Source organism: Betaproteobacteria bacterium, assembly GCA_009693245.1.
Classification (GTDB): Bacteria; Pseudomonadota; Gammaproteobacteria; order Burkholderiales; family SHXO01; genus SHXO01.
Map to the genome: position 1 here is coordinate 1 of SHXO01000027.1, position 20,168 is coordinate 20,168.

The following is a 20,168-nucleotide window of genomic DNA, read 5'->3' on the forward strand; positions in this document are numbered from 1 at the left end:
ATGTTCTTTAGCCGCGCCTTCGCCTCGGGTACGCGCACAGTGCGCGGCTTGGAAGCCCTCGCCCTCTCCGTCCCGCCCACGCCGGGAAGTTCCATCGTGCGCCGCCCGCATAACGAAAAACTGTTTTCCTTGGCCTCCGTGTTCAATTCGAAAGGCTACAAGAGCCGCTTCATCTACGGCGGATATGATTACTTCGACAACATGAATTACTTCTTCGCGAACAACGGGTACGAGGCCGCCGACCGTACTTCCGTGGAAAGCGGAAAGATTCACCACGAGAATGCATGTGGCATCGCGGACGAGGATCTTTTCTCCAAGGCCATGGAGTTGTTCGACGAGGATGCGCGCGCGGGCAAACCCTTCTTCGCCCACATCATGACCACCTCCAATCACCGGCCCTACACTTATCCCGGGGGGCGCATCGATATTCCTTCCAAGAGCGGGCGCGATGGTGCCGTGAAGTACGCGGATTGGGCCATCGGGGATTTCCTGAAACGCGCGCAAAGCAAGCCCTGGTTCAGCAATACGGTGTTCGTCATCGTCGCCGACCACCAAGCTTCCGGCGCTGGCAAGACGGACCTACCGGTGGCACGCTACCGCATTCCTCTCATGCTCCATGCACCCAAGATCTTCCCGCCACGGACGGTGGACCGCCTCACGGCGCAGATCGACGTGGCGCCCACGCTGCTGGGGCTGCTCAATTGGAGCTACACCACCAAATTCTTTGGCCACGACTTGAACAAGATCGCGCTAGGCGAGGAGCACGCCCTCATCAGCACCTACCAAAAAGTGGGGTATATCGAGGACGACAAGCTGGTGATCTTGGAACCCGGCAAGAAAGTTCGCGTGGAAACCATCGACTGGAAAGACTTCAGCACCCGCCCCGCCGCCAACGATCCGCACTTGGTGGAAGAGGCCATCGCCAACTACCAGTCGGCGAGTTCGGCCTTTCACGAAGGACGCATGGGCAAGGATTAGCCTGCGTCAAGCGCTCTCATAGACCACGCCGTCCACCACGTGGTAACCCTCGCCTTGCGCCCCCAGGATGAGGGGGTTGAAATCCACGCTGACGATCTTGGAATCCGGCTCGCTCAGCATCCGCCCCACGGCCATGCAGGCATCGGCCAGCGCGATGACATCCATGGGTAGATCGCCCCGGATACCGTCGAATAGAGGCGCGATGCGCAGGCGCTTGACGGCGCGATAGACGTCGCTTTCGTTGAAGGGCCACAGCAATATCTGGGTATCCGGCAGGGCTTCCACGTACTTGCCTCCATCGCCCACGATGACCACGGGGCCGAACACCGGATCGATGCGCCCTCCGAGCATCAGCTCGCGCAGGCCGGTGGCCTTGCGCGCGACGATGACTCCGTTCGTCACGGCGCCGGCCATACGCAAAGTCTTCTCGAAATCGTCGTAGAGCTTGCGCACGTCCGCTTCGTTGTCCACGCCGAGCTTGACCAAGCCCCACTCCGATTTATGGGCGATGGTGGGCGAACAGCCCTTGATGACCACCGGCTCGTTGAACTCATGTAAGGCGGCCACGGCGGCTTCGGCATTGTCGCAATAGCGGTGATCCACCACGCGCAATCCATAGTGCGCGGCGGCTTTCAGGCTCTGTGCTTCGTCAAGCATGGTGAGATCCTTCGGTGCCTCGCGCAGTACCCCGATGGGCACCATGCCGCCTCTTTGCCGGGCTGTTTCGACAATCTCCAGATGGGAAAGGTACTGATTCAAAGCCGAGATGGCCTCGCTTTCCGTGGTAAACACGACCATGCCTTGGGCTTTGAAACGGTTAGCCACCACGGCTTGCGGCGCGGAGACCACCACGGGTTTGCCCGTGCGCTTGGCGAACACCGCGGAATCGGCGGCGAAGGCGGGCACATCGTACCCCTCGCCCGCGACGGGGATGCCGATGAGGAAAGCGTCCGCCGCGGGATCCTTGGCGATCACCGGAAGAATCTGGCTAAAGAGGGCGCTGTTGCTCAACAGCGCGGCGGTGAGGTCGATGGGATTGGTGGTGGTGGCGAAGGCCGGCAGAATTTTTTTCAGGTCTTCCTTCGTGTTCGCGCTCAACGGCGCCATGGTCATGCCCGCGGCAGTGGCCACATCGGCCGCCATCACGCACACCGCGCCGGAGTTGCTGATGGCCACCAGTTTGCGGCCCATGGATTTCGACCCCATAGGCTTCCAACCCTTCAAGTAGAGTTCCGCCGAGCCCACCCACTCGTTAACATCCTGGGCGCGCCAGATGCCGTGCTGCTCGAGGAATGCATCCACCACGCGGTCTTCGTTGGCCAGCGCCCCAGTGTGCGAGCGCGCCGCTTCCTGCCCTGCCGCCGTGCGGCCGGACTTGAGCGCGATGATGGGCAGGCCGCGCTCGCGCGCGATGAGCGCGGCATCGGCCAAGGCTTGCGCGTCGCGTACGCTTTCCAGGTACAGCAACAGCAATTTCAAGTCTGGGTCTTCCGCCACCACGGCGGCGAGTTCCGCCACGCTGGCATCGGCATCGTTGCCCGTGGCGTGGCAATGGCGCACCCCCAGCCCGCGCGCGCGCAATAACGCATAAGGCACCACGCTCATGGCGCCGCTCTGGCTGATGATGCCGATGGGGCCGTCCTTCGCCGGCGTCTCGATGAACATGGTGGAGAAGTTGAGTACCGCCCCATTGCCGAAATTGGCCAAGCCTTGCGAGTTGGGGCCGATCAAGCGCATGCCCTTGGCCCGCGCGGCTTCCACCATGGCACGTTCTCGTTGCACCCCAAGCGGATCGCTCGTTTCGCCAAATCCGGAGGAGTAGATCACCGTCGCGCGCACGCCCATGCTTGCGCATTCGCGCACGGCCTCGACCGCCGCTTCACCTGGTACCGCCACGATCGCCACTTCCGGCGTCTCGGGCAGCGCGCTCAGCGAGGGATAGCACTTGTACTTCTGCGCATCCTTGCGGTTGGGGTTGATGGGGTAGACCTTGCCCTTGTAGCCGTGACGGCCCAGGTAGAGCAGCGGCCGGCCGCCGATCTTGTTGGGGTTTTCCGAGGCGCCGATCAAGGCGATGGAGCGCGGATTGAGCAGTGCCCGCAGTGGTGCTTTGTGGTCTTCGTTCATGGTTGTAAATTGCGTGGTTATTCGCCCCCACCCTAGCCCTCCCCCGCATGCTTCGCATGCAAGGGAGGGAATGGTCGCGGTGCGCAAGCCCTCCCCTGCGCGAAGCGCGGGGGAGGGCTAGGGTGGGGGCGACGTTGTTGGCATTATTACGACTGCGCACGAAACAAGGGAATGTTGCGTCCGCCAAACTCGGTAAAGGTTGCGGCGACCGCATCGCCAATTTTGAGTCCGGGCTCGCCATGAGCCATCACGCGAAAGCCTTCGGCGCAATCCACAAGCACAATGGTGTACGGTGCATACGCGCGCAGCGCTTCCGCCGGTGCGCGCGTGACCACGGTGGCGGCATACACCACGCCCTTGCCCGAAGCTTGCGCGGTAGTGGGAGATACGTTGCCACAAGCGGGGCAAAAACCGCGCCGCATGTACCAGATGGCATGGCACGCGGGGCATGATTGGTAGGCGATGCCCGCCTCGCCGTGAGTCCAATCGAGCACGCTCATACTTGCTCCATGACCAGGCTGACATGCGAGGACATCACGCCGCCGTCGCCGTGCAAAAAGGCGAGCGATGCATCCTTCACCTGCCGGTTGGCCGCGCGCCCCGTCATCTGCGCATGAGTTTCCGCCAGATGTGCCATGGCACCGCCAGCACCGCAGTGGCCATAGGAAAGCAAGCCGCCATGGGTATTCAAGGGCACGGCGCCGTCGTGGCTGAAGTGGCCATCGCGCGCCATGTTGCCCGCTTGCCCGCGTGGCGCGAAGCCCAGTTCTTCCAGCAAGATGGTGAGGGTGATGGTGAAACTGTCGTAGACGGCGGCGTAGCGCACATCCTTCAATTCGATTTTGGCGGCGCGCATCGCACGCTGGGCACACGCGGCGGCGCCGAACTGGGTCAAGCTCCTTGCCGTGGTCACATGCTGGTGAGTGTGCGCCTGGCCGGTTCCAAGGATGCGCACACCGTAATCGTTGATGCGCTCCTTGCTCACCACGAAGGCCGCGCCACCATCGGATACGGGACAGCAGTCGAGCAATTTGAGCGGAGCGGCGATGGTCTTGGATTTCATCACATCTTCCAAGGTGATGGACTCCCGGAACTGCGCGCCGGGATGCATCACGGCATGGCGACGCATTAGCACGGCGAGTTCCGCCAGCTCGCGTTCGCCAATACCGTACTCGTGGCAATAGCGGCTCGCCACGAGCGCGTAGTAGGCGGGGATGGTGGCGCCAAGGGGCACTTCGTATTCGGAGTGACCCACTTGCGCGAGCGTGGTCATGGCCGCGTCCCGCGTCTGTCCCGTGAGGCGGTTCTCCCCCGCCGTGACCAATACATTCTTCGCCACACCCGCCTCCACGAGGTGATGCGCCAGCATGACCATGGCGAATCCCGTGGCACCGCCCACTTGCACGCCATGCGCGTAAGTGGGGGCCAGGCCATGGTGTTCCGCGAACGTGGTGGAGAGCATCAGATGCGGGAAGGTGGTGGAGTACGCGCAGATCAAGCCGTCTACCTCCTTGCGCTCCAGCCCCGCGTCGGCCAAGGCCAAGGTGGCGGCATCGCTCATCAGATCGAGCGTGTTGCGTCCTGGGTGTTTGCCGTAGGGGAGGAGGCCGTGGCCGGTGAGGAAAGACATGTTTGCGTGGGGCGTGAGGCGTGAAGGCGCGTGATTACACGGTGGCGATGGGGGTGAGCGGAGAACCGACCGCGCCGGGTAGGCGCAGCGGCGGGGCGGTGAGCAGGAAGCGGGAGCGTTTGTTCGCGCGCAACCATGCGGCGAGTTCCGTGAGGTACCACATCTCTCCCAGATTCACGCCGAGCTTGAACAAGCAGTGCTCGTGGATGGGCAAGGCCGCGCAACAGCCTGGGTGGCTGGTGGCGGGATGGGCCTCCACCGCGTAGTTATCCGCGATCAGGGAAACGAGCCCGCTGTCCGTGATCCATCGGAGTAGTTTTTGATCGCGGCCATCCAGCACGGCGCAAGAGTTATCCACGGTTTGGAGATCTGGCTTGCGGTTGAGGTCGAGCAATAGCTGGCTAAAGCCAGTGTGGATGCAAACCATGTCGCCTTCTTCCACGACGACGGAGTCTGCCTCCAGTATCCGCATGAGTTTGTCGTAGCCGATCACAGCACGCTCGCGCCCCACGTGGGCGTGAATGTCGATCATCACCCCCCGCCCCTGCACGCAGTTGGCCGCCATGTTCTCCACGCCCAACGCCTTGGCATGCGAAGTAGACTTCACCGGGAGGATACCCACCGCACCCGCATCGTCAGCGGAAGACGGGCCCACGATGTCGGTGCCGCCGCGGTAACCGTTATAGAACACCGGCTCGGGCTGTCCATCGCCATCGGCATCGAAGAGCTGGCCGACGTGCGCCAAGCTATCCCACTGTGTCGAGTACTGCAGATGGATGATCGCGACGTCGTCGTTGACGACGTCCGTCATGTCCGGATTATCCTTACCCAACTGATAATTCATGTTGGGCTTGCCGTTGCGCAAGGTGGGCCGCAGCACTGGCGGATGACGGCGGGGGTTGAGAACATTGCCGCCGGGGTAATCCAAGGGCAAGCTCAAGCAGAAGGCTTTTCCTGTCTTCACCTCCTGCACGGCCTTCAGGACGCGCGCCGGTGTCAGGAGGTTCAAGCGGCCGAGTTGGTCGTCGGGGCCGAAATCTCCCCAGGTGGATCCTTCCGGGCGGTGCTTCCAACGGGTCGTCGTATTCATGGTCATGTGGTTATTGTCTACCGCGAACGCTAAAGGGCCGGAGTTTAGCAAGCTATTATGACTCTCGCCCGGAGCATGGCGTAATGAAGAATCTCCCTTACTACCGATCCGATCCTTGCATTTCGATCATCAGGCAATCAAAATGCAAGGATCATGGCACGCTTATTGGACCGCCCGCACCTCACCGCCCGGATCAAGAAGGCGCTTCGGCGTTCGCCAATCACCGCCCTTCTGGGACCGCGCCAGTGCGGCAAAACCACTCTTGCCAAGCAGATAGCGAAAGATTCCGCCAGCACCTATTTCGATCTGGAGAACCCCTTGCATCTCGCCCGTCTCGAGCAACCAATGTCCGCCCTGGACGGCCTGCGGGGGTTGATAGTGATCGATGAAGTACAACGCCGCCCGGACTTGTTTCGCGTGCTTCGCGTGCTGGCGGACCGGCCGCGAAAGAACACACGCTTTCTTATACTCGGTAGCGCCTCTCCGGAGCTGATTCGCCAAGGTTCGGAAACGCTGGACGGCCGTATTGCCTTTGTCGAGATGGCTGGTTTCGGTCTCGCGGAGACCGGTCCCAACGATCTGGACCGGCTTTGGGTACGAGGCGGCCTCCCCCGATCCTACCTCGCACGAAGCCTTCAAGACAGCCTTGAGTGGCGCCAAGATTTCGTTCGCACCTTCCTGGAGCGCGATATCCGGGCACTCGGTATCAATGTGCCCGCTGCATCTCTGCGAAGGCTATGGATGATGCTGGCTCATTACCATGGGCAAGTGCTCAATGTCTCCGAAATCGCGCGCTCGCTCGGCGAAGGCCACACCACCGTTCGCCGGCATATCGATGTGCTGAGCGGAGCGCTGGTGGCGCGGCAACTTCAACCATGGTTCGAAAATCTCGGTAAACGCCAAATCAAAGCCCCTAAGATTTACGTTCGAGATTCGGGATTGCTGCATGCCCTATTAGGCATTCGCGACATGAGTGCCCTGGGAACTCATCCAAAACTCGGCGCCTCCTGGGAAGGTTTCGTCATCGAACAAATCGTCGGACAGGCGGGTGAGCGCAACGCGTACTTCTGGGCAACGCAAAGCGGCGCCGAGTTGGATTTGGTGCTGATGCTGGGAACACGGCGCATTGGCGTCGAGGTAAAGTACGCGGATGCCCCGCGCGCAACGAAATCCATGGCCATCGCACTCCGGGATCTCAAGCTCGACGCCTTATACATCGTCTATCCCGGCGCCGAGCCTTACCGGTTAAATCAGCGCACCGAAGTGCTACCTTGCGCGGCTGCGCTCGAGGCCATAGCAAGGGAAGGAGAAACGCGCTAACCGAAAGATTGGTTAGCATATGACGCTTACCGCATCATCTCACCGTGGAGGTCATGATGAAGCCGATAAGAAAGGCCGTACTCGTTTTGCTCGCATTGCTCTTGATGATGACTATCGTCACCTTCTTTCTTCCCGGCCGCCAATCGGCGCAACGTGCGCGCGATATGGCGGCACCGCCGGAAAAGCTGTGGCCTCTGATTGCCGGCCCCAAGCAGTGGCCCAAGTGGGCGGCTTGGAACCGGCGCGATCCCAATATGAAGATCACTTACGAAGGCGCGGAATCAGGTGCCGGCGCCAGGTGGGCGTGGGAGTCAAAATCCGAAGGCAATGGATCGATGATGTTCGATTCGGCGCAGCCCAACAAGCAGCTCGCCTACACGGTAACGTTCTCGGATATGGGTTCTACCGCTAAGGGAAAGATCGCTCTCGAACCCGCGGATGGCGGCACCAAAGTGACGTGGAGTTTTGAAACGGAGCTAGGAATTAATCCTTTGATGCGCTGGTTCGGATTGATGATCCACAGCATGGTAGGAAGAGATTTCGATGCGGGACTCGATAACTTGGACAAACTCACGAAATGAAAACAACGATCAGGATTGGCGCGGGTTCCGCGTGGTGGGGCGACCGTATCGAGCCCGCGGCGCTCAATGCGGAAAAAGGCGATCTGGATTACCTGTGCTTCGAGACCATGGCGGAAGCCACCGTCTCCGCGGCCCAGGTACGAGCGCGGCGCGATCCAAGCTTCCCCGGTTACGACACCTATCTCGACGACCGCATGCAGGCGGTGCTCCCCGCTTGCCTCAAGCGCGGCACGAAGATCGTCACCAACCAGGGATGGATCAACCCCAACGCCGCCGCCGAGCGCATCGTGCATTGGCTGCGCCACTTCGGCGCCAATGGCATTAAGGTCGCCGCCGTTTCTGGCAGCGTCATCAACGATCGCGTGTTCGAACTCACAGAGACGATTCTGGAGAACGGCAAACCAACCGCATCGCTGGCCGGCCAAATCGCTTCCGCCGAGGTGTATCTCGGTGCCGAACCCATCGTTGGCGCCCTGAAGCAAGGTGCGCACATAGTCGTCACGGGGCGCGCCGCGGACCCCTCCATTTTCATGGCGCCCATGATGTACGAATTCGGTTGGGATGCCCTCGATCACGCCAAACTAGGAGCGGGAAACGGCATCGGGCACTTGATGGAATGCGGCGCGCAGATCACCGGCGGATATTTCGCCGACCCCGGTTTCAAGGAAGTACCGCAACCTTGGAATCTCGCCTTCCCCATCGCGGAGGTGAATGCGGATGGCAGTGTGGTGATTACGAAGGTGGCCGGCACCGGGGGCGTCATCAATCTACAAACGGTAAAGGAGCAAATGCTCTACGAAGTGCACAACCCCGCCTACTACATCACGCCAGACGTAGTGGTGGATTTCACCACCGCGAAGCTTGAGCAAACGGGACCGGACCGGGTGCGCGTGACCCACATCGGCGGTAAACCCAGGACACCCACCCTGAAGGTTTCCATCGGTTGCATCGAAGGCTTTATCGGCGAGGATATGTTCTTCTACGCCGGCCCGGGCGCCCTACAGCGCGCGCAATTGGCCAAGAAAATTCTGGAGGAGCGCTTCAAAATCGTGAAGCTTCAAGCCGAGGAACTTCGTATCGACTTCCTCGGCCTGAACGCGATTCACGCAGACATGACCCCGCGCGATGCGCCTGAACCCTACGAGGTCGCGGTGCGGGTGGCCGCGCGCACCAAGACGAGAGAAGAAGCCGTCAAGGTGGGCCGCGAAGTGGATGGCATGGCCGTCTCGGGCGTGGGCATGACCGGCAAGCGCGTGCCCCACCAAGAGCGTACGCGCGAGATCATCGGCATCTGGTCTTCGCTCGTGGCGCGCGACAAGATTCATCCTTCCATTCGGATTTTCGAGAGCTGATCCATGCGAGTTCCCTTGAGACACCTGGCCCACGCCCGCTCCGGCGACAAGGGCAATACTTCCAACGTTTGCGTGATCGCCTATGCGCCTGAACTCTATCCGTTGCTCAAGGAACAACTGAGCGCCGAGCGCTTCAAGGCGCACTACGCGGGCGTGGTGCATGGCCGCGTGGAACGCTACGAGGTGGATAACATCGGCGCGCTCAACTTCGTGGCGTACGAAGCCTTGGGCGGCGGCGTATCGCGCAGCTTGTGCTTGGACAACTATGGAAAGTCGCTGTCCTCCAGGGTGTTGTCCTTGGAATTGGAGGTGCCGGACTCCATGCGCTCGTTTCTGGTGGGAATGAAATAACGCATCCATGCCTTAACCCCTTTTGCGAGAACCCCGCGTTTATAGGCAGGTTTTCTACAAAAGGAGAAGGTCATGGCTTGGTTGCGCAAAATATTTCACGTTGCATTCGTTCTTGCGCTGTTCGCTTGCTCCGCTCCGGAGCAACACGGTAACGAGAACCCGCCAACGGCGGCTAATACGATCTCGATGGGCGATGAGATCGCGGCACCGCCATCGCAACCTTCTTCCGAGGTTCTCAAAGAATTAGATGTGCCCGCGAAGGACAATTCCCTAGCGAAAAGCAAAGCAGAACCGCAACGGCACATGCGGGAAGAAAAACTCTTCCTCGGCGAATCCGCGGTGGCGAAGCGCGGGATTTACCCAGCGGTCCCCTCGCCTGCCTTACAGTCCGGCGAATTTTCCCGCTACGCCCCGCTTCCGGAAAACACCGAGAAGTACCAGCACATCGCTCAGCATTCGGTGCAACTCGTTTTCGAACATCCGGTGTCCACTTTCAGCATCGACGTGGATACGGGTTCCTACGCGAACGTGCGCCGCTTCCTCAACGACGGGCAATTGCCACCCGCGGATGCGGTGCGCGTGGAGGAAATGATCAACTACTTTCCGTACGCCTACGCCAGCCCGTCCAATCACGATCCTTTCGCGGCACACACCGAAATCGCCGCCACCCCTTGGAACCGCGATACGCATTTGCTGCGTATCGCCATCAAGGGAAAGGACTTGGCTAAAGCATCGCTGCCTCCGGCCAACCTGGTGTTCTTGATCGACGTGTCGGGCTCCATGGACGAGCCCAACAAATTACCTTTGCTCAAATCCGCCTTCACACTCTTCACGAAAGAGCTTCGTGCGCAAGACAAGGTCGGCATCGTGGTTTACGCCGGAGCCTCGGGCGTGGTACTGGAACCCACATCGGGTGCCCATCAAGGCAAGATTCTCGCGGCCCTGGACCGCCTCTCCGCGGGCGGTTCCACTCACGGCGCGGCGGGCATCGAACTGGCCTACCGCGTGGCGCGGCAAGCCTTCATTCCCGATGGTATCAACCGGGTGTTGCTGGCCACGGACGGGGACTTCAATGTGGGCGTCACGAACTTCGAGGCGCTGAAGAACCTCATCGAACAATACCGCAAGACCGGAATTTCCCTTTCCACATTGGGCTTCGGCACGGGGAATTACAACGATCAATTGATGGAGCAACTGGCCGGTGCCGGCAACGGCCACTACAGTTACATCGATACGCTCAACGAGGCGCGCAAGGCATTGGTGGATGAGTTCACTTCCACGCTAGCCACCATCGCCAAGGACGTGAAGATTCAGGTTGAATTCAATCCTGCCACGGTGGCCGAGTACCGCCTTATCGGTTACGAGAACCGCGCGCTTAACCGCGAGGATTTCAATAACGACAAGGTGGACGCCGGCGACATCGGCGCGGGCCACACGGTGACGGCGCTCTACGAGATACGTCTTCGCGGCCACGGCAAGAGCCTCACCGATCCGCTACGCTACCAACAAAGCCCTCAACACGCTTCCCGTACTGACGAAGTGGCCCTCCTGCGACTACGGCACAAGGATCCGAATGGCAGCGACAGCAAGCTGATGGAGACCGCCATACGCCTGCAAGATGAGCGCAAAAACATGGAAGCCGCTTCGCCAGAATTTCGTTTCGCGGTGGCCGTCGCGGCCTTCGGCCAGGAACTGAAGGGCGGCAAGTATCTCGGTAACTACGGCTACGAAGACATCCACCGCCTAGCGCAAAGCGCGGCCTCGGAGGACAAGTTTGGTTACCGCAGGGAGTTTCTGGAATTGGTGAAGATAGCCAGGAATCTGGCCACGAATACTGAATCTCGCTTGGATATTGCGCAATAGGCGGTTTGCGGTGAGGCGTGAGGCGAAAGGCGTGAGGCGATCTCACTCGCGGCGCCTCACGCCTCACGCCTTCTTCAGTTTCCCCCCAAACTGCTTACGCATCTTATCCACCTTGGTTGCCACCACGAAGCGGCAATAAGGCGGGTTGGGATTTTTCTGGAAATACTCTTGGTGATAGTTCTCGGCCGCGAAGAATTCCGTGGCTGGGGTTACTTCAGTGACGATGGGATCGTCGAAGATCCGGTCTTTGATGAGTTGTGCGATCTTTTCCTCGGCGATGCGTTTCTGCTCGCCCGAATGATAGAAGATCACGGACCGGTACTGCGATCCGACGTCGTTACCCTGCTGGTTAAGGGTTGTCGGATCATGGATGACGAAGAACATGTCCAGCAAACCGGAAAACGAAATCGCGGCGGGGTCGAAAGTAATCCGCGCCACTTCGGCGTGGCCCGTATCCCCGCCACAAACCGCTTCATAGGTTGGGTTAGATTCGGCGCCGCCCATGTAACCCGACTCGGCTTTCTCCACGCCTGCTGCCAGCCGAAGCGCCGCCTCTATACACCAAAAACATCCGCCCGCAAGCGTGGCGGTCTCGCGCTTTTCACTGCTCATGTGATGTTCTCCATTTTCTCGCTTATCTATCTATGCTTTCATAATTCATGACGTATTTTTCCCTCACCCTCGGTCCCTCTCCCGGAGGGCGAGGGAGGGGAAAAAAACGACGTAAGAGACGCGCGCTAGCGTACAACAATTTTCTCGCCTAGCCTCCTAACCAACGATGTATATCCTTGGTCCAATTTCGCTTTCATCCGCATCTCACTACTCTGGCGCCATGCCGTGAACGCTCGCAATACAAATTGCCCAAGAGGCTCACGGCGAAGGGTCTCGAAGAACCCAGCCCATTAACCCTTTCAAAGGAACTTCCATGAATACTAGACTCTTATTCGGAATCGGTACCCTGCCAGCCTTGGCGATCTTAACCGCTCTGCAAGCCAACGCGGGCGCCAACGACCCGGTGTGCACCATGGCGCGCGACGTGTCCAGCGTCTCGTGGCGAGCCTCGGCCCCTAGCATGAGCGCTCACTGCTTTGTGGAACGAAAAGTCACGGCGAACGCCAGCGGGCTTGACGTCTCCAATATCCTGGGACGTAGCGCGCCTCCAATTACCCTCGGCCAGAACACCGAGGCTACGGTTGCGTCTCGCGACTTACGGGGCAGCCCGGTGGAGGTGGTAATGGGACGCTCTGGTGGGTCCATCCCAGCCAAGGTGCGCAAGAGCGAGCAAAGCGTCGCCCGCGATCACTAAGCGGCTCGCATATATCCTTGGACATATGGCCGCACCGTAAAGGCTGGCGTAGTCTCTTTGCGTGGCCGGAAGTATTGGCCCGCGGAATCTCCTCCTGAGCTGTCTTGGATCCGGGGTTCGAGCCTCACCGCTCGCGCCTCGGTCTTTTTTTCCATCGCGGCAAAACGGGGCACAATAAAACGCACGGAGAGAAATCCATGAACCTGACGGATCCCCCCCGGGTCGCCGGTAACCCTGGTCCAGGGACGGAACTGGCCACGGGCGGCTTTCGCGCGGGGCTTTCGCTCAGCGCGCAGCACGTTAGAAGCGGTTCCAACGGCGAGGCGGAGCCTGAACAGGCTTGGCGCTTTGACGCCAGCGTGAAAGACTACGGGCTCACCCAAGTCGAGGCGGAGGTCTTGGCTCTCACCGCACAGGGCCTCACCAACTTCGAGGTCGCGCAACGCCGCGGCAGCTCCGAAGGTACGGTCAAAGTCCACATGAACCGCATCTTCACCAAACTCAAGTTGCGAAGCCGCTGCGAGGCCATAGCGTTTTATCTTCAACTCAATAATGTCGATCCCGAGGAGCTTCGCCGCGCGCAGACCGGCCACATGGACATGAAATGGCTGCTCTCGACCATGACTCATGAGCGCCACCCCAAAGGAACCGTGTTGTTTCGCCATGGCGACGTGGGGGACAAGATCTATATGTGCAGCGTGGCATTGTCGCTCTAAAGGAGATTGGCGTGGATATGGCACCGCATGCGCTATTTGGAGAAATCGGCGTATTCGCCCCGGAACACCGGCGCACCTGCACGGCATTTTGCAAGACCGCCGTGGACTTGTTCACGCTCACTTTCGACGAAGTGCGGCGCTGCTATTTTCTCAATCCTCAGTTCGCCTTCTACATCATGTATCTCATCACCCAGCGCCTGATGGCGGACCGCGAGCGGGTTCGCACGGGGGCTCGATAGGGTTCTCCCGCCGGTGCATTCACTCCAATAGACCATGGCGATCCGAGGGGGGGATTGGCTGGCATCGGCGCCCAGAGCGCTGGTCCTCATTTATGGGGGACTGTGCCTTACCCTTGCCGGCGTCATTCTTCAGACCGCCGACTTTGGACAAGAGCTAGGCCGGGATTTCGGCTTGAGGCTTCTGTTTCGATTGCGTGGCACGCTGCCGCCCCCGGATCGCGTGTCCGTGGTGTCCATCAACGATTCCGCGGCCCAGCGCATGGGTCTCCCCGCGGCTATTGGCCCGTACCAACGTTGCGAGGATCTGAAAATTGGCGCACTTCCCCCGGCCCACCGGCAGCTGCCGCCCGCCTCGCGCGTCGCCGATTGGCCCCGGTGCGTCCACGCCAGGCTGGTGGATGCGCTCCATGCGATGGGAGCCAGCACCATCGTATTCGACCTTACCTTTCGCGAGCGAGATCCATTCGTGGTGGATGGCGAGGATGTTCGCGCCACGCAAGATGAGCAATTGGCCGGCGCCATGCGCCAAGCGAAGAATGTCTTCCTGGCCACCAAAGTCTATGAGACTCTTGACCAGGCCAACCCACAACTGTCGTCCGGCTTATCGAACATCAACGCGGCGACGCTGACACAAGCGATCCGCCGGGAGGCCCTCGGGATTGGGCCTTATCATATCGCCGATGTGAAGCCGCCCTATGGGCGCGTGTACCTCTACAGTAAGCCGGATACGCCGCGCCCAAGCGTATTGGTACTGGCCATGCTGTTTCAATTGAGGCAGGCCTATCCGGACGTCCTGCGCGAGATTTCTGGTGGAACGTCCCCCGCCTGGGGCCTTCCCGCCACCCAGGCGGAGTTGTTCGTTCCGGGCGAATTGGAGGCCACGACGCTCCAATTACGGCAACTGCTTCGCTCGCCAGGCAATGGCGTCCCCAGGTACGGGCGGACAACAAAAAGTGCGGAGAGTGCGGCCCAGCGTTGGATTTCCACCCTCGCTTCGGAACCGGTCATCCAGACGAATTTCTACGGCCCGCCAGGAACGCTGGATACCCTCAGCTACGAGGACCTTTTACTACCTGCCGCCTCGGAGGCAATGAAGAAGAAAATTAAAGGACGAGCGGTATTTATCGGTTACTCGGAATCTGCCCGGCCCGAGCAGCTCGATCACTTCGAATCCTACTTCGCACGCGGCGACGGCGTGCATTTCAGCGGCGTGGAATTGGCCGCCACGGTGTTCGCCAATCTGCTGGACGGTTCGCAACTGCGGCGGGCTCCCACCGCCTTGGCGTTGTTCATCGTCGCGCTGCTCGCCTTTGTCCCGCTGGGGATTAGCTTGTACTGGCCCACGGCCATGGGATTCCTCGCCGCGGCGGGTACGGGTGCCGTGTATCTCGTTGCAGCGCTGGTTTTGTTTAGAGCCCACAATAGTTGGCTTCCCATCGTAATTCCCTTGGGCATCGTAGAACAGCAGCCCTATTCGCCCATCGCTTGCGTGATGAAAAAGCACGCGAATTACTGGGTCGACTCCTTGAGGATCAAGACATAATGGCACCTCTAATAATTCAGCATTCTAGAGTAGTGCGTATGGAATCGAATACCGTTCTTGCTGGAAGCGCATAGGTGTACGCATCCTTCAACGTGATGGTGCCTGTGGCGGATCCGCTGTCCAGCAGATTCAGGCCCACCGGCACCGACTGAACGGGAATTGCCACGCTCAATCCCATGCTTCGGCTTACGGAGAATCCGTATGAGGGGAATGCCGCCAGGGGAGCGTTATCGAAATTAGGCTGTTGCGTTCCTTGTCCATCCGGAAACTGCCAATGCCTGGGTGGTGCATTCTTTCCATCTTCCACGTGAGGCCAGCCACGATAGAAATCGGAGTAGCCCTCAATAGACAAACGGGCAAGATGGTTTTCCAGTGGCAGGAAACCCTTGTCCGTGTAGATACGGACTTGATCCTCCACTGGCGTTTGCACGAGGAAGACATCGCCGGGTTGCAAATCTTCCGTAAGCGGATAGACAGGAATGATCTGGCTCGCCCGAATCGAGAGTGACCAGTCCTTGGCCACTCGCGCCAGTTGGTCCGTAACCAACCGCTCCGTAGCACACGCGCCCAGCATGCAGGCGAGGCCCATGACGATCAACGTTTTCACCGGCAACGTCCCCTCTTACAAATCGACGATCCGCCAAGAATACCTCCAGGCCGTTTCGAAATCCATCTATCCTTCGATAGACAGACCACGCGCAAATGTCTCTTATGAGGCCGCGCTGCTACTCGGTAACCCTGCTCTTCCTTACTTCTTTGAGGACCCAGCCTCCGTCGCCCACAACATGCGAAGCTTCGCGTAGCGGTAGTAGGTGCCTTCCGCGCTGGATACGGCCAGCATGAAGCCGTGGCGGCCGTCCAGAAATCCTGCTCGCAAAAAGTACGTTCGGATGAACGCCCACAGGCCGCGCAAGACGGCCGAGCGCAGTCCGGCACGCTTACCCTGGGCGTGGAGCATCTTGGCGCTGGCGGTGGAGTAACGGTCCATCTTGTCCAGTACGTCTTCCAGGTCGGTGAAGCTCTCGTGCATCAAGGGTTCGCGCAGTGCGCCTATCGTACCGCTCACGTTCATGTTCTCGTGCACTAGCAAATCGGTGAAGCGCGCGTGGCCGCGTTTGAACAGACGGATCACACGGTCGGGCCACCAGCCGGAATGGCGGATGTAACGGCCGCAAAAACTGGACAGACGCGGTATGCGAAACGCCACCTCGTTACCGGGCGACGCGACGGCTCTCTGGATTTCATCGCGAAGTTTGTCGCTTACCCATTCATCCGCGTCAAGGCAAAGCACCCAATCGCTCGTGGCCAAATCGAGTGCCCGATTCTTTTGCGGGCCGAAGCCTGGCCAATCCTCGCTGACATGAACCTTGGCGGTGTACCGGCGGCAGATTTCCACGGTGCGGTCGGTGCTGCCGGAATCGAGCACGACAATTTCACTGGCCCACTTGACGGACTCAAGGCAGCGGCCAATGGCGGCTTCTTCGTTCTTGGTGATGACGATGACCGAAATGCTCACGCGCGCGGATTGGAGAGAATGGAGCGAATTGGGAAAACCACGATACTGCTTTGCCGCGAAGTGTGCCCGGGTTCACACGCCCTTCGATCGTTCGACAAGCTCACGATCAGGGCGAACGTGCTTCTACGAACAGCACGAAAATTGGGCGGCGGGCTCGGATGTTATCAGTGAAATCCCCCTGGCCGGTGCAACCAGCAGGGACGCGGGGACTTCAAACCAACGATAGGCGCCCGCGCCCCGCCGGCGAGGGCGCCGCACTACGTCAGCTTTTCTTGGCCGTGGCGGGTTTTCCCTTGGCCTTATGCGCCGGCTCGTCCTTGGACGCGGAGGCCGCGGAGTGCTCTGCCTTTTTCACATTGAAAGCGCTGCGTTCTTTCAATGTGATCATCCCATCCTTGTTGCCGTCCACGGCGGCGAAGTTCTTGGCGAGATCCGGCGTAAAGCCTTGCGACGCTTCGGCTTGCGAAAGCTTGCCATCGCCGTTGGCATCGGCGTGCTTGAAACGCTCGACGAATGGCTTATTTTTCCACTGGGCGATTTCTCCCTAGCTGGAGGTAGCGTGAGTCTTCGCCGCCGGTTTGTCCTTGGCCTGCTTTGCTGGCTCGGCGGCGAGCGTGGCTTGCGATGCGCTAAAGACCCCCACGGACAGGGCGAGGATGAGTGCGTTACGGATCATAGTGCTCCTTTCGGCTGGTTAGGCCACCAGCGAATACTGGCCGCCGGGAGCTATATCGGCACCCCGCTCACAACCTCTAGGCTGCAATATCACGTTATGCGCGGTGCCCGCCAAGAGTTCCCCCGCTAATCGGGGAGCGTTCAAGATTTGCTAGCCAAGCGCTCGCAGCCTGGCACTCACCGCTGACTCGCCGCCTCGGTTGTCGTGATGCTATCCAAGATCTCGGAGATCTCTGCATCCATTTCTTGCGAAGGAGCTCCAGGACTCATCAATTCAAACGAATAATAACGATGCGCGCCGTACCCGAGCTGCGCCCAGTAGGTCCGTTGCGGGCCGCCATTGTGGCCGGGCACTTCCACGCGAAAACGCACCCAGCGCACCGGGCCGGCTGAGAACAACTTGCTCCAGCTCAGCTTCACAGGGCGCCTGGCGTCCCCGGAGAAAATAGCCATCATCCTGGCTGCGGAATCTTTCAAGGGATACTCGCGCTCGTACTCCAGGGAAGGTAACCGTACAGTGGCTGTTAGCTGCGCATCGCTTCTGGCATGACGATAAACGCTAAATAACATGCCCGCGATCTGCTCGTCCATGGCGCCAGTTGTCCATTCGCTTCCAAGACGCAGTCGATAGGCCCCGAAACCTCCGTGAAACACCCAGAGCCGCTTATCGTTCGGATCCCTTCGCGCCAACCGCGTGACGGTGGCGGAACTGGTCGTGCGAAGATCCATTTCCAGCAATGGCGGTGCATCCGCCGGCACGCCGCGCTCGCGCGCCGTGAGATCAATGTGGCCTTCTGCTTCCAACGTGCTGTACATCCCGGTTGCCGCATCCACCTGCGACCTCATGCTCCAGGATGCCTGCCGTGAATCGATCACCCAACCCTCTTTCCGCGGCACCATTTCCACCGACCCGGAAAGAGACACTTGTCCGTCCTCACCCGGCTCGGCGTCAAGAGCCAAGGTACGCGACAAGGTCATTTTCAGGCCCGCAATCTCGAACTCGTGGCGATCGGACCAGCTATCTCCGGGACGCACCGGCCGCGCCGGATAGGGTAAAAGCAGGCTCAGCGTCATGGTCTTGCCGATCGTATCTTCACCGAAAAACGATTCAATCATGGCATCCTGGCGAGCGCGCACGTCAAACGGCACCACGCGCCTGCTCATTTCACTACGATATTGATCCATGATCGCTTCCATGCCCCGCACCGCAAGCAACTCACCATGAGGCGAGACTACGAGAATGAAAGAGCGGCCGGCTATCGAACGGTTAAGGGTGTCCCGGGCCCACTCAAGCATGGTGAGCATCTCGCCGGCTCCCGCGGATTGCGTGCCTGGCGCCTTTAGTACAGGATTGCTCGCCAAGATATCTTGCCTGGTATCAAGTACGAATCTCGCCCCGGGATTGACCACCTCCTAGGCCCCGAAGTTGGTTACGGATGCCATGACCTCCCTGCCCAACGTGAACTCGGCCTGGATAAAGGCATAGCTTGCGGCGATGACCGTATTTCCTTCAGTATCTGGGTCTTGAATTCTCCAGTCGATGCCTATGGTTTTTGCGATGATCGTCTGTTGTGTTGGCGCCAACCCCGCCAAGAATCCTTCCAGCACTGGATCCTCGGACGCCATGCGCGCGGTACGGTCCAGCTTGGTATCAGTCTCACTCTCGGACAATGTAATACGTAAGAAGTCGCCCGCGACAGGGGCAAAACGCAACCGCACGGCAGACGATTGCTCAAGCCCGGCGGACTGCGCAAGGACGAAAGAGGGGCACAGAAGAAGGAGAAGCAGGACGAATGATTTCATGGAGTAACGCCCAGAGAACGGCGAAACCTTCTGACAGCGGGTAAATCGGGGGAGATTCGCTCCGCCAGGGCGAGATAATGACGGGCTGCCTCGTCGCGCTTAGCGTTGTGAGCCCAATCCACTAATAGCAGTAGAAGGCCGGGGTTGGACGGTGCGAGATTCAACGCCTGCCGGACAAACTCATCCGCGGCTGGCAAATCATCGGCGCCCAACGCAAGGATTGCGTGAACCGTCAATGCCCTGATGCGCGAGAGCGGGTCGGCGCCCGGATTGGCCAGCACCTCGGCGGCATATTGCCGCGAAGCGGCGAGATGTGTCTCAGCGTCCCCGAGCACTGCGATGCCTAGCTCCGCCAAGGCCAGTGCCGCTTTAATGGCCGGGATATCCGCCTCCGCCTTCATCTGCGAGCGCGCCTTCCCCACCAACTTTTTCCCCCTTACCACCCAACCTTGGGAGATCTCCAGTAATCCAAGACCCACGTTGGCCGGCACCGAGAGTGGATCGAGTTGCAAGGCCTGCCTATACGCGGCGCGGGCCTCGGGGATTCGTTCCAAAGCACCCAGTGCTTCGGCTTTGAGGAGATGCGCGCGCGTATTATCCGGCATCACGCGAACGGCGACCTCGATATCGGACAGAGCCGCGTTTGCATCGCCCATCAAATAGTGCGCATGAAACCTCAGGACCGAGGCGAGCACCGCTGTGCGAGGATCGCTCGGATCCAGTTCCAGCGCGCGGCCCGCGTTTGCGAGCGCCGGTTCATAATCTTTCTCGTGTAGATTGATCATCGCCCGCAGGCACCATGGTTCCGGATCCAATGGATCCGCTTCAATCAGTTTTTGTAGTTCGCCCGCGGCCTTCCCGATGTTCCCGCGGCGCAGCAGAGCCAATATGGTGGCGACGTCCATCGTGCTCGCCTGCCTGCGCGTTGCGGCCGGCAGCACAAGGCTTTGGCCGGTCAACGGGCGCGCGATGGCATTTGCTTGGTCGCGCGCGGCGAGGCGAATATCCTCCGGCTGGTCCGCCACGAGCCACGCGCGCGCGTTGGCGGCGGTACGTAGGTGAACGCCGCCCCTCAAGT

21 protein-coding genes are annotated in these 20,168 nt (G+C 60.0%); 10 read left to right on the top strand and 11 right to left on the bottom strand.

All coding sequences use genetic code 11. The annotated features are described in order from the left end of the window. Complete coding sequence (locus EXR36_06230) at positions 1–978, top strand: LTA synthase family protein (GenBank protein ID MSQ59238.1); 978 nt, start codon at positions 1–3, stop codon at positions 976–978. 6 nt (positions 979–984) lie between these two features. Here EXR36_06230 and EXR36_06235 read toward each other — a convergent pair whose 3' ends face one another. From EXR36_06235 to EXR36_06250, 4 genes are all read right to left on the bottom strand, one after another. Then, positions 985–3,105, bottom strand: a complete 2,121-nt coding sequence (locus tag EXR36_06235; protein MSQ59239.1) for a CoA-binding protein — start codon at positions 3,103–3,105, stop codon at positions 985–987. Positions 3,106–3,251: 146 nt separating this feature from the next. After that, positions 3,252–3,605 (bottom strand): DNA-binding protein, encoded by a 354-nt coding sequence (locus tag EXR36_06240; GenBank protein MSQ59240.1) that lies wholly within the window; start codon positions 3,603–3,605, stop codon positions 3,252–3,254. Then, positions 3,602–4,735: a thiolase family protein gene (locus EXR36_06245; GenBank protein ID MSQ59241.1), complete on the bottom strand. Its 1,134-nt coding sequence runs from the start codon at positions 4,733–4,735 to the stop codon at positions 3,602–3,604. The genes EXR36_06240 and EXR36_06245 overlap by 4 nt, the downstream gene beginning before the upstream one ends. 34 nt (positions 4,736–4,769) lie before the next feature. Continuing rightward, positions 4,770–5,825 (bottom strand): cyclase family protein, encoded by a 1,056-nt coding sequence (locus EXR36_06250; protein MSQ59242.1) that lies wholly within the window; start codon positions 5,823–5,825, stop codon positions 4,770–4,772. Between the two features lie 153 nt (positions 5,826–5,978). On the opposite strand from EXR36_06250, the gene EXR36_06255 reads away from it, so the two are divergent. The 5 genes from EXR36_06255 (at position 5,979) to EXR36_06275 (ending at position 11,292) form a co-directional block, all read left to right on the top strand. Further along, positions 5,979–7,145: an ATP-binding protein gene (locus EXR36_06255; GenBank protein MSQ59243.1), complete on the top strand. Its 1,167-nt coding sequence runs from the start codon at positions 5,979–5,981 to the stop codon at positions 7,143–7,145. 53 nt (positions 7,146–7,198) lie between these two features. Next, on the top strand, positions 7,199–7,726 hold the full coding sequence (locus tag EXR36_06260) for a hypothetical protein (protein MSQ59244.1): 528 nt from the start codon (positions 7,199–7,201) through the stop codon (positions 7,724–7,726). Continuing rightward, complete coding sequence (locus tag EXR36_06265) at positions 7,723–9,078, top strand: DUF1446 domain-containing protein (protein MSQ59245.1); 1,356 nt, start codon at positions 7,723–7,725, stop codon at positions 9,076–9,078. Before EXR36_06260 ends, EXR36_06265 begins: the two co-directional genes overlap by 4 nt. A gap of 3 nt (positions 9,079–9,081) precedes the next feature. Next, positions 9,082–9,429, top strand: coding sequence for a hypothetical protein (locus tag EXR36_06270; GenBank protein ID MSQ59246.1), 348 nt, complete (start codon positions 9,082–9,084; stop codon positions 9,427–9,429). Between the two features lie 186 nt (positions 9,430–9,615). Further along, positions 9,616–11,292: a VWA domain-containing protein gene (locus EXR36_06275; GenBank protein MSQ59247.1), complete on the top strand. Its 1,677-nt coding sequence runs from the start codon at positions 9,616–9,618 to the stop codon at positions 11,290–11,292. 63 nt (positions 11,293–11,355) lie between these two features. On the opposite strand, the gene msrA is transcribed toward EXR36_06275, so the two are convergent. Next, positions 11,356–11,904 (bottom strand): peptide-methionine (S)-S-oxide reductase, encoded by a 549-nt coding sequence (gene msrA, locus EXR36_06280; protein MSQ59248.1) that lies wholly within the window; start codon positions 11,902–11,904, stop codon positions 11,356–11,358. Positions 11,905–12,217: 313 nt separating this feature from the next. Here msrA and EXR36_06285 point away from each other — a divergent pair, with 313 nt between their 5' ends. The 4 genes from EXR36_06285 (at position 12,218) to EXR36_06300 (ending at position 15,096) form a co-directional block, all read left to right on the top strand. Further along, positions 12,218–12,598, top strand: coding sequence for a hypothetical protein (locus EXR36_06285; protein MSQ59249.1), 381 nt, complete (start codon positions 12,218–12,220; stop codon positions 12,596–12,598). A 197-nt stretch (positions 12,599–12,795) separates the two neighbouring features. Then, the gene (locus tag EXR36_06290; protein ID MSQ59250.1) at positions 12,796–13,314 is read left to right on the top strand and encodes a hypothetical protein; all 519 of its coding nucleotides are present in this window, start codon (positions 12,796–12,798) and stop codon (positions 13,312–13,314) included. 11 nt (positions 13,315–13,325) lie between these two features. Beyond that, a complete protein-coding gene (locus tag EXR36_06295; GenBank protein ID MSQ59251.1) occupies positions 13,326–13,553 on the top strand; it encodes a hypothetical protein in 228 nt (75 codons plus the stop codon). Positions 13,554–13,587: 34 nt separating this feature from the next. Further along, the gene (locus EXR36_06300; GenBank protein ID MSQ59252.1) at positions 13,588–15,096 is read left to right on the top strand and encodes a CHASE2 domain-containing protein; all 1,509 of its coding nucleotides are present in this window, start codon (positions 13,588–13,590) and stop codon (positions 15,094–15,096) included. A 16-nt stretch (positions 15,097–15,112) separates the two neighbouring features. Here EXR36_06300 and EXR36_06305 read toward each other — a convergent pair whose 3' ends face one another. The 6 genes from EXR36_06305 to EXR36_06330 all read right to left on the bottom strand — a co-directional run bounded on the left by EXR36_06305 (position 15,113) and on the right by EXR36_06330 (position 20,166). After that, positions 15,113–15,703: a hypothetical protein gene (locus tag EXR36_06305; protein ID MSQ59253.1), complete on the bottom strand. Its 591-nt coding sequence runs from the start codon at positions 15,701–15,703 to the stop codon at positions 15,113–15,115. A 141-nt stretch (positions 15,704–15,844) separates the two neighbouring features. Continuing rightward, positions 15,845–16,612 carry a glycosyltransferase family 2 protein gene (locus EXR36_06310; GenBank protein ID MSQ59254.1) on the bottom strand — a complete coding sequence of 256 codons (768 nt, stop codon included), beginning with the start codon at positions 16,610–16,612 and terminating at the stop codon, positions 15,845–15,847. 262 nt (positions 16,613–16,874) lie between these two features. Continuing rightward, positions 16,875–17,150: a hypothetical protein gene (locus EXR36_06315; protein ID MSQ59255.1), complete on the bottom strand. Its 276-nt coding sequence runs from the start codon at positions 17,148–17,150 to the stop codon at positions 16,875–16,877. A 314-nt stretch (positions 17,151–17,464) separates the two neighbouring features. Then, the gene (locus tag EXR36_06320; GenBank protein MSQ59256.1) at positions 17,465–18,592 is read right to left on the bottom strand and encodes a hypothetical protein; all 1,128 of its coding nucleotides are present in this window, start codon (positions 18,590–18,592) and stop codon (positions 17,465–17,467) included. A gap of 108 nt (positions 18,593–18,700) precedes the next feature. Further along, positions 18,701–19,090, bottom strand: a complete 390-nt coding sequence (locus EXR36_06325) for a hypothetical protein (GenBank protein MSQ59257.1) — start codon at positions 19,088–19,090, stop codon at positions 18,701–18,703. Next, a complete protein-coding gene (locus EXR36_06330) occupies positions 19,087–20,166 on the bottom strand; it encodes a tetratricopeptide repeat protein (GenBank protein MSQ59258.1) in 1,080 nt (359 codons plus the stop codon). The genes EXR36_06325 and EXR36_06330 overlap by 4 nt, the downstream gene beginning before the upstream one ends. Between the last annotated feature and the right edge of the window lie 2 nt (positions 20,167–20,168).